General features: G+C 29.6%; 9 protein-coding genes. 7 read left to right on the top strand and 2 right to left on the bottom strand.

The genetic code is table 11. The features are described from left to right. The first annotated feature begins 530 nt into the window (after positions 1 to 530). The 4 genes from rsgA (at position 531) to Q8S45_RS13235 (ending at position 3,395) form a co-directional block, all read left to right on the top strand. The gene (gene rsgA, locus Q8S45_RS13250) at positions 531 to 1,469 is read left to right on the top strand and encodes a ribosome small subunit-dependent GTPase A (protein ID WP_305605834.1); all 939 of its coding nucleotides are present in this window, start codon (positions 531 to 533) and stop codon (positions 1,467 to 1,469) included. A 127-nt stretch (positions 1,470 to 1,596) separates the two neighbouring features. Then, the gene (dtd, locus tag Q8S45_RS13245) at positions 1,597 to 2,049 is read left to right on the top strand and encodes a D-aminoacyl-tRNA deacylase (RefSeq protein ID WP_305605831.1); all 453 of its coding nucleotides are present in this window, start codon (positions 1,597 to 1,599) and stop codon (positions 2,047 to 2,049) included. A gap of 78 nt (positions 2,050 to 2,127) precedes the next feature. Then, on the top strand, positions 2,128 to 2,571 hold the full coding sequence (locus Q8S45_RS13240; RefSeq protein ID WP_305605828.1) for a GNAT family N-acetyltransferase: 444 nt from the start codon (positions 2,128 to 2,130) through the stop codon (positions 2,569 to 2,571). 242 nt (positions 2,572 to 2,813) lie between these two features. Continuing rightward, positions 2,814 to 3,395, top strand: coding sequence for a YceI family protein (locus Q8S45_RS13235; protein WP_305605825.1), 582 nt, complete (start codon positions 2,814 to 2,816; stop codon positions 3,393 to 3,395). Positions 3,396 to 3,453: 58 nt separating this feature from the next. On the opposite strand, the gene Q8S45_RS13230 is transcribed toward Q8S45_RS13235, so the two are convergent. Further along, the gene (locus tag Q8S45_RS13230) at positions 3,454 to 3,918 is read right to left on the bottom strand and encodes an Lrp/AsnC family transcriptional regulator (RefSeq protein WP_305605816.1); all 465 of its coding nucleotides are present in this window, start codon (positions 3,916 to 3,918) and stop codon (positions 3,454 to 3,456) included. Positions 3,919 to 4,072: 154 nt separating this feature from the next. On the opposite strand from Q8S45_RS13230, the gene Q8S45_RS13225 reads away from it, so the two are divergent. Together Q8S45_RS13225 and nhaC are read left to right on the top strand one after the other, a co-directional pair. Then, positions 4,073 to 5,290 (top strand): aminotransferase class I/II-fold pyridoxal phosphate-dependent enzyme, encoded by a 1,218-nt coding sequence (locus tag Q8S45_RS13225; protein WP_305605813.1) that lies wholly within the window; start codon positions 4,073 to 4,075, stop codon positions 5,288 to 5,290. 124 nt (positions 5,291 to 5,414) lie between these two features. Next, a complete protein-coding gene (gene nhaC, locus Q8S45_RS13220) occupies positions 5,415 to 6,881 on the top strand; it encodes a Na+/H+ antiporter NhaC (RefSeq protein WP_305605810.1) in 1,467 nt (488 codons plus the stop codon). A 175-nt stretch (positions 6,882 to 7,056) separates the two neighbouring features. On the opposite strand, the gene Q8S45_RS13215 is transcribed toward nhaC, so the two are convergent. Then, positions 7,057 to 9,381 (bottom strand): putative porin, encoded by a 2,325-nt coding sequence (locus tag Q8S45_RS13215; RefSeq protein WP_305605808.1) that lies wholly within the window; start codon positions 9,379 to 9,381, stop codon positions 7,057 to 7,059. A gap of 194 nt (positions 9,382 to 9,575) precedes the next feature. Between Q8S45_RS13215 and Q8S45_RS13210 the strand changes: the two genes are divergently transcribed. After that, positions 9,576 to 10,169 (top strand): ribonuclease HII, encoded by a 594-nt coding sequence (locus tag Q8S45_RS13210; RefSeq protein WP_305605805.1) that lies wholly within the window; start codon positions 9,576 to 9,578, stop codon positions 10,167 to 10,169. The last annotated feature ends 131 nt before the right edge of the window (positions 10,170 to 10,300 follow it).

Here is a 10,300-nt window from a genome sequence, read left to right as displayed (position 1 = left end):
ACAAAATAAACTCAATAACAGACCTCGAAAAATTATTGGCTATAAAACGCCTAAAGAAATAATGGAATCTGAACTAAAATTTGTAGCTTAGACTCACTAAAAAATGCAACCTTTTGTTGCGTTAGAACCTTGAATGCAGCTTCTCGGTACAATTTTCTATCGAAAATCGAAGTGACAAAAAATCATCGTTAAAAATTAATTGCACCCAACGCGTTTAAATTAGTATTTTTTAGCTGAAATAATTTTTGAGTATAAATATCAAACCAGACTTAAATTTAATTTGTGAAATTGAATTTTGAAATTATTGAATTACTCCGAATTTTGGCTTTCTAAGTAAAAGTACAGACCACATATATTGTTAAATAATTTCAACTAAAGCATTGCTGCATTTTTGTTTTTATCACTTTGCTTAACTTTTTATTCTTTCAATTATTGTTAATTCTTTTAAAGTATATTTGTTTTTTAAAATTAGTCATTTAATAAAGGCTTAACTAACTGTTAATGAGTATTCAAAAAGGTAAATTTATATAATGAGAGGTGTTGTAACTAAATCTACTGGAAGTTGGTATACGGTTTTTAAAGAAGATAAAACCAAAATAGAATGTAGGTTAAAAGGAAAGTTTCGAATGAAAGGCATTAAAAGTACCAATCCGGTTTCTGTTGGAGATTATGTGAATTGGGAATATGAAGACGCCAAAATTACAGGTGTAATTAATAAAATTTTTGAAAGAAAAAACTACATTATTCGTAAATCTGTAAATTTATCAAAGCAAACACATATAATTGCTTCTAATATAGATGTCGCATTTTTAATTGTAACCATAGACAATCCACCAACATTTACAGGTTTTATTGATCGGTTTTTGGCTACTGCAGAGGCATATAGTATTCCTGTTATTATTTTGTTTAACAAAATTGACACTTTTACAAATGAAACAGAATATATTAAAAATCAATTCTCTGAAATTTACACAAAAATTGGGTATCAATGTTTGGATATTTCAGCAAAAACAGGAGTGAATATTGATAAGTTGAAGGAATTAATGAAAGGAAAGAAGTCTATGTTTTCAGGACATTCTGGCGTTGGAAAATCAACATTAATTAATACCATAGCTCCTCATTTAAATTTAAAAACAGCTGAAATTTCAAAACAACATAAACAAGGGATACATACTACTACTTTTGCCGAAATGTTTGAATTGAGTTTTGATGGTTTTATTATTGATACGCCTGGAATTAAAGGATTTGGTGTTTTTGATTTTAAACCTGAAGAAATAACCGATTATTTTCCTGAATTTTTTAAAATAAAACAAAAATGTAAATTCAATAATTGTTTGCATATTAATGAACCAATTTGTGCTATTAAAGATGCTATGGAAAAAGGTGAAATAGCTGTTTCTAGATATAAAAGTTATGTTCAAATGATTGAAGGTGATGAGGAACATTATCGCGTGGGACAATTTAATTAGAAATAAAATTATAGGTTTTATTGCTTTGGTTAAACTTAAAAATAAAAAAAAGCATCAAAATCGAATTGTACCCAAAGCACTTACATTTGAGGTCAATTAAAAACAACTAAAATAGTTCTATCATAAAATGAGAGTTGTAATTCAAAGAGTATCACAAGCTTCAGTAACTATAGATAATAAGGTAAATAGCAGTATTGAAAATGGCCTGTTAATTTTATTAGGAATAGAATCTTTAGACACAATTGAAGATGTAAATTGGTTGGTTAAAAAAATAATAAACCTTCGCATTTTTAATGACGAAAATGAAGTGATGAACAAATCGCTTATAGAAGTTGGAGGTGAGGCTTTGGTAATAAGTCAGTTTACGTTGCACGCAAATACCAAAAAAGGAAATAGACCTTCCTATATTTTAGCTGCTAGGCCTGAGATTGCCATACCTTTATATGAAAAATTTATTACTTGTTTAGAAACTTCTTTAAATAAAAAAGTTGGTACTGGAGAGTTTGGTGCCGACATGAAAGTTGCATTAGTAAACGATGGACCAGTTACTATTTTAATTGATTCAAAAAATCCTTCTTAGGTTTATAAAGTGTTAACATCATTGGAGCTTGCCAAAATAGGAATACAAAAAAGCAATACGTATTACATAAACAAAAAAATGATTTTTAGAGAAGCAACAGAAGAAGACATTGACAACTATATGATTGTTAGAATGGCGGTCAAAGAAAATGTTTTAAATAACCAAGCTTTAGTCACCAGAGGAGATAATGTAGATTATTTAACAAAATATGGAAAAGGTTGGGTGTGCGAAATTGATAACAAAATTGTAGGCTTTTCCATTGTTGGATTAATACAACGTAATGTTTGGGCACTTTTTGTGCTTCCAAAATTTGAAGGTGTAGGTATTGGACTAAAACTTCATGATATAATGTTGAATTGGTATTTTAGTCAAACTAACGAGAAAATTTGGTTAGGAACAGAACAAAAAACAAAAGCAGAAACTTTTTACAAAAATAGAGGTTGGATACAAGTAGGAATGCACGGAGACGATGAAATAAAATTTGAAATGACATTTAATGATTGGAAAAAATATAACAACTAACCGCTAACTAAGGTTATATGTACTTGTGTGTTCTTTCTTATTCTGAAAATTTCACTGGAATTTTCAGTTTTATATGTACTTGCAAAGGTTTGTGCTAATACACCTAACAATTCGTAGCCGAAGTGTTGAAATTCTTCAAGAGCTTAATAGTTAAATAAATCTTAAATAAAATTATCCATTGTAATTTAATTGTATTTTGCACAACTATAAGGCAAATTTTTAACTAAAATAAATTAAAAAAAATGAAAAAAATAGGATTACTAATAATCACCATTGCCTTTGTTTCTATGGCTTTTACAACTGCAAAAAAGGAGAATATTACAAAAACCTCGAATGTAACAAGTTCAACAATAAAATGGAAGGGTTATAAGCCAACAGGTTCGCATTCAGGAACTATTCAATTAGCTTCTGGAAAATTAGAAATTGATGGGGAAAAATTAAAAGGAGGTTCTTTTGTTGCAGATATGAGTACCATTAAAGATGATGATGGAAATGCCCGATTAGAGGGTCATTTAAAAAATCAAGATTTTTTTGAAGTAGATAAATACCCAACTTCAACATTTGTTATTACTAGTGTTTCTAATATTGGAAGTAAAACTATGGTTACTGGAGATTTAACCATAAAGGATGTTACCAAAAGCATTACATTTCCTGCAACAGTTGAGGTTAAAAGTGGTGTTGCAACATTAACAAGCGATACTTTTAAAATTAACAGAGCTCATTTTAATGTAAAATATCAATCAAAATCTTTTTTCGATGATTTAAAGGACAAATTTGTTGATGACGATTTTGATTTACAAGTTATTATTGTTGCAAAAGTTTAATTGTTTTATATTTGATTGTTAGGAAAGCTGTTTAAAATATTTTAAACAGCTTTTTTAGTTATATTAATTTAATAATTGAATATTCTTTAGTTGAAGTCATAACAAAAGTGCTCTGCACATTACTTACTGAATCTAAAACCGACAATTTATTTTTCAAAAAAGACTGGTAACTTTTCATGTCTTTAACAATTACCTTTAATAAGTAATCGTAATTTCCTGCTACATGGAAACATTCAACCACTTCATCAATTTTATTAATGGCATGTTCAAATTTGGTAATTAATTCTTTTGAATGAACAAGTAAAGAAACTTGACAAAAAACTTCCACATTAAAACCGGCTTTTTCCTTATCTAAAATAGCAACATAATTTTTTATAATGCCCGATTTTTCTAATCGTTTTATTCGTTCATAGGTTGGAGTTTGGGTTAAGCCAATTTTCAATGCAATTTCTTTTATGTTCACTTTTGAATTTTGTTGAAGTAAGTTAACAATTTGTTTGTCAGTGTTATCTAAAGAAATCATAAGTAGAATTTTTTGCTAAAATAATATAAAAAATATAAATTTTATAGAAAATAAATCTTTAATTATTAAAATATAAAGAAAAATAAACTAAAATAGTTAAATAAAACAGTTTATTAATGTGTTATGTGGTAATTTTATTAAAAAATTAATCATTATGAGTAATAAACCAGCTAACAATATTCAAGATTTACAATATTTTGGAGAATTTGGAGGTGTAAATCCTTCAATATCGGATTCGGCTACCTATACGTTTTTACATGCAAAAACAATGCTCGACACTTTCGAAGGGCACGCAGAAGGGTGTTATTTATATTCACGACATTCTAGTCCTAGTAATTTATATTTAGGGGAAGCTTTAGCTGCCATGGAATTCACTGAAACAGCAAATGTTTCTGGTTCAGGTATGGGAGCAATTACATCAACAATACTGCAAATTTGTGGGGCAGGAGATCATATTGTTTCGAGCCGTACAATTTATGGAGGCACCTATGCCTTTTTAAAGAATTTTACACCAAAATTCAATATAGAAACTTCATTTGTAGATATCACTTCGTTAGAAAAAATTGAAGCGGCTATTACTCCTACTACTAAAATGATTTATTGTGAATCTATTAGTAATCCATTATTAGAAATTGCAAATATTCCTGCTTTAGCTAAAATTGCAAATAAGTATAATATTAAATTGGTAATTGATAATACCTTTTCTCCGTTAATGTTGTCGCCTAACAAATTAGGTGCCCATGTAACCATTCATAGTTTAACTAAATTTATTAATGGTACTAACGATACCATTGGTGGAGTTGTATGTGGAACTCAAGATTTTATAAATAGCCTACGAAATGTAAATGATGGCGCAGCCATGTTATTGGGTCCTGTTATGGATAGTTTAAGAGCTGCAAGTATCTTAAAGAATTTAAGAACGCTTCATATAAGGATGAAAAAACATAGCTCAAATGCACAATTCTTGGCTGAAAAATTTGAAAAAGATGGGTTGAAAGTAGTTTATCCAGGGCTTAAAAAACATAAAGACCACGAACTTTTTAAAAGTATGTACAATGAGGAGTATGGTTTTGGTGGGATTTTAACTTTAGATGTTGGCACAGTTGAAAAAGCAAATGAATTAATGGAATTAATGCAGCATAATAATTTAGGTTATTTAGCGGTGAGTTTAGGTTTTTATAAAACATTATTCAGTGCTTCAGGAACGAGTACATCTTCTGAAATCCCACACGAAGAACAAGTTGAAATGGGATTGTCTGACGGAATTATTCGTTTTTCAATAGGTTTGGATAACGACATTGAACGTACCTATAGAGCTATGCATAAATGTATGACCCAAGTAGGAGTGTTAAAGGAAAATATATATATTTGAGGTAGGTCGATTTTTATTATAACTATTTCAAGATTTTAAAACCTCACTCATGTATAGAGTGGGGTTTTTTTGTTGCAAAAGGAATCAAATTTATGTAATATTACATTTCTAAAAAAACAACTAAATGCAAGACAGCAATAACTTATCAGAAATAGAAATTGAAAATCAAAAAATAATTCTAAATAAAGAATTGAATATTTGGGAAGCACTTATTCCTGTAGTTTTATTAATGTGTATGTTGGCCTATAACATTTTTTTTGCCGGGGGTGAGTTGTTAGGGGAGTATTCTAATCAATTTATTTTATTAACCGGTGGTGTTTTTGCAGCCATTGTTGGTTTTTTAAATAAAGTTTCTTTAACAATTATGTTTAATGAAATATGGGAAAACTTAAAAAGTGTTTTTATTCCCATAACCATTTTATTTTTAGTAGGTGCTTTAGCTGGCACATGGTTGGTGAGTGGAATTATTCCCGCCATGGTATATTACGGTTTACAAGTTTTGAACCCAACTATATTTTTACCAGCCTCAGTTCTAATTGCTTCAGTAATTTCTATTGCAACTGGAAGTTCTTGGACAACCTCAGCTACTGTAGGTATTGCTTTAGTAGGAATTGGTTCGGCATTGGGAATTCCAACTGGAATGATTGCCGGAGCCGTTATTTCTGGAGCTTACTTTGGAGATAAAATGTCTCCTTTAAGTGACACCACAAATTTAGCACCCGCAATGGCAGGAACTGACTTGTTTACACATATTGCTTATATGACCTATACAACCGTACCAACTTATATTGTAACCTTAATTGTTTTTTCAATTTTAAGTTTTAATATAGAAACTTCGGGTAATGCAGACATAAGTGGATTGTTACAATCTATAAATAACACGTTTAACATTTCACCTTATTTATTTATAGTTCCTATAGCCGTTATTATTCTTATTGTAACTAAAACAAAACCCTTAATTGCTTTAGGTATAGGCGTTGTATTGGCAGGTATTTTTGCCTTCATTTTTCAACCAGAAATTTTGAGTAGCTTGTCTTCTTCAAAAGGGCGATCTATTTTTAACGCCGTTTTTGTGGATACTGAAATAGTAACAGACAATACAAAATTAAATGAACTTTTTAGTTCAGGAGGTATGAAGGGTATGCTTTGGACCATATTTCTTATATGTTGTGCTATGGTTTTTGGAGGTATTATGGATGCCATAGGTGCTCTTGCAAGAATCACAAGTGCGCTTTTGAATATTGCAACTTCAATATTTGGTTTATTTGCTAGTACAGTAGTTAGCTGTATAGGATTAAATGCTATTGCTTCAGACCAATATTTAGCAATTGTAATACCAGGTAAAATGTTTAAAAAAGCTTTTGAAGATAAAGAATTAGCCCCTGAAAATTTAAGTAGAACTTTGGAAGATTCAGGGACAGTTACCTCAGTATTAATACCTTGGAACACTTGCGGAGCTTACCAAAGTGGTGTTTTAGGTGTTGGAGTACATGAATATTTTTTCTATGCCATATTCAATTGGCTAAGTCCATTGACTACATTAATATTTGCAGCTTTTCAAATAAAAATTAGACAGCTGGTTACTAAGTAAGTTGAAAGTTAAAAAAACAGCAAATAGGTAAAGAGAAAGAAAATTTATTCAAAAGCCGAAAGTCGAAAGGCAAAAAAGATTTTTATGATTTTAAATGTTTCTGACGGTATTTAGATTTCGCTTATTTAAAGGATATTTAAAACTTATAACTCATAACGTACAACTTAAAACCTTTTTAAATAAACCAGTTCCAAACCAATCCAAATCGAACAGTTAAATCTCTGTATGGATAGTTTGGTGCTGAATAATAGTTTCTACCTGTAAAACTTGCTGTGAAATTTTCGACTTTTAAATAAATTCTTGTTCTTTTAATTTGAGCATTTACGAAAAAATCAAAAATGGGATAATTCCCTATTTTATCTGTATTCTGTACAATAAATTCACTTAACAACGGGTTGTATGCATTTGCATTAAAAGCTGTAAAGTATTTAAATGTTACACCAGTTTGCAAGTACAATGGCTTTCCTTTAAATATGTGATTAGCATAGTAGATGGTGTTTCTAGTTACCAATTCTGGCACGTTAAAGAAGGAAACACTATCAATTACTTTTTGATACATTACCGTATTTTCTAAAGTAAATTTTCCATAAGAAATAGAAGCGTTTAATTTTGCCTTTAAATAAGATAAGGTTTCATTGGCCTGAATTGGTTGAGAATTTTCGTTGAAATAGGTGTAGTTATCCACTAAAGTATAAGAAGCCTCAACACCACCCCAATTAAAAAGACTGAAGCCGGCACCTACAATTTTAATTTCTTCATTTTTAAAATTATTTTGCCAGTTGTAATTTAAATAATCACTTTGAAAAAGCAATTTATTGAAATCGGGCGATTTAGAAGTAACCTCAGCAAACCCTTTAAACGAGAAAATACTATCTTTTTTATAGGAAACATCAGATTTATAAGAGCTTCCAGATAGTTCACCAGAAATTATAGTAGTTGCATCAACATTTAATTTAAAATTGCCAAATTTTGTATTCCAATCTGCTCCAACTGAAAGAACATCACCTTTAAGTTTATCTGAAATAGTTTGGGTATTTAAATATAAAATGCTGTTATACTGATAATTATAATTTAGTTGATTTGCTTTTGCTCTCAAAACTCCAATTAAAGGAGCTTGTAATTCTAAATAGACCAGATTATCCATTACTTTATATGCTGAATGATCAGTGATACTTTTGCTAAAAGAATTACCAAAAATTTCATTTACAGCCCCTTGTTTAAAACGGTAGTGTTGTGTTTCATACATAAAAGTATGACCTAATTTTAAGCCGGCATACGGGCTTTTTTTGGCTGAAATTTTTGAAGAATCAATATTTTTAAAAACCTCGTTTACCAACAATGAATTTTTTTTAATTTTAACATCTGAAATAACAACTAAACTATCCTTTACAATGGAAATTGAATCTTTTGCCTCTGTTTTTAAAGGGATCTCACCTTTAACAGGTTTTGTTTTTGCTGAAACCTTGTCAGACTTTTTTGGAGAATCAATATTTTTTAAAACCTCGTTTACCAACAATGAATCTTTTTTAATTTTAACATCTGAAATAACAACTAAACTATCCTTTACAGTGGAAATTGAATCTTTTACCTCTGTTTTTAAAGGGATCTCACCTTTAACAGGTTTTGTTTTTGCTGAAACCTTGTCAGACTTTTTTGGAGATTTAATTTTAGGCTCATATATTTGGTTTGATATCAGAGTAACTTTTTGATCAATGTAATACCGTTTTCCATCAAATATAGTTTCGGCATCAATATAATTTACTTCCAAACGTCCTCGATCTATATAATTAGGATCATTAGCTTCAAAATAACCGATCGATTCTTCTGTTAAACCACCATTTTCATTATTCGTTAAATCAAATGATGAAAAATGACCTCTAATTGCATAAGTATTGTTTTTTGAATGATAATTAAATGATGTTCTAAAATTACCATGACTAGACAAAGAATACCTATATTTTCCTAAAGAACGAAGTCCCTTATAGGCTGCCGAAAAGTTAGTTTGTGGCGATGTGTTCATGGTTAGAAAAGCATCCAAAACTTGCCCTTGTTCTAAACCAGTTCTATACATAACTTCAGAAGTTGGAGTAGGTACATTGTAATAAAACACATCTTCTATTTTATAATAATTATACTGTTTACTAGAAGCTCCAATTGAAGGTATTAAAGAGGAGTTACTAAAATTATAACCAAGTTTAGAAAAAGTTTGTCCTTGATTATGAAAAGGCAATAATTCAAAATCATCTTTTCTTAAGTAATTGAATTTAAAATATTTAGCTAATGTTAAAGTAGTGTCTATTACCGTAGTGTCATTTATAACAGAAATAACTTTATAATCTGTATATTTAGTTGTACCACTTAATTTTACTGTAATTTCCTCTTGAAAAGTCGTACTGTCGCTCTTAAATAGCTGACCCTCTGCACTATTCAAATTTTTCCTTTGAGCAGTTAGTGTAGTCAAAAAAACTCCAAAAAAAATAATTAAAAAATAATTTTTCATTTGTCTAAATTTACGAACGCTTATGTATCTATTTCATATGCATAGAATGCATAAAGCAGCAAAGGTAAAATATTTGAACGAAACCAATTCATTTAAATTATGGCGGACCATTAAAATTAATTTTTTAAAAGGCATTATTGTTTTGGTTAAAAAAAAGTGAAAGAAATTACTAGTAATTTTGACAAAATAGTAAGATGGGACTCAAAATAAGTTATTTAAAATACGTTATTGAAGCGGGTACAGATGAGGCAGGAAGGGGATGTCTTGCTGGGCCTGTAGTTGCTGCTGCGGTTATTTTACCAATAAATTTTAACCATCCTTTATTAAATGATTCAAAACAATTAACTCATAAACAGCGAGAATTGCTCCGTCCAATTATTGAAAATAATGCAATTGCTTTTGGTATTGCCTCTGTTTTTGAGACTGAAATAGACCAAATAAATATATTACAAGCATCTATTTTGGCAATGCATAAAGCTATAGATCAACTGCAAATAAAACCAGAACATATAATTGTTGATGGCAATAAATTTAATTCATATAAAAATATCCCACACACCACTATTGTTAAAGGTGATGCCAAATTTATGAGTATAGCCGCAGCTTCTGTTTTAGCAAAAACATATAGAGACACATATATGGAAAATTTGCATAACTCATTTCCAGCTTATAATTGGGAGAAAAACAAAGGGTATCCAACAAAGGAGCATAGAACTGCTATAGCCAGTTTTGGAATTACGGAACATCACAGAAAATCGTTTAAATTACTTCCAGATCAATTTATATAAAGTCTATTAAATATTTACAATTAAATTGGATAGATTTTTCCCTAATTGGTTTTCAGACTTGAATGTATTCATTAATTCATTGAATTTCGTTAATCTATCTTCCATTTTTTCTAAATATCTATTATGTGAAA

It is taken from the genome of Lutibacter sp., from assembly GCF_030692605.1.
Classification (GTDB): Bacteria; Bacteroidota; Bacteroidia; order Flavobacteriales; family Flavobacteriaceae; genus Lutibacter.
Note: the sequence above shows the minus strand (reverse complement) of the source record. Positions and strands in the feature narration are given on the sequence as shown.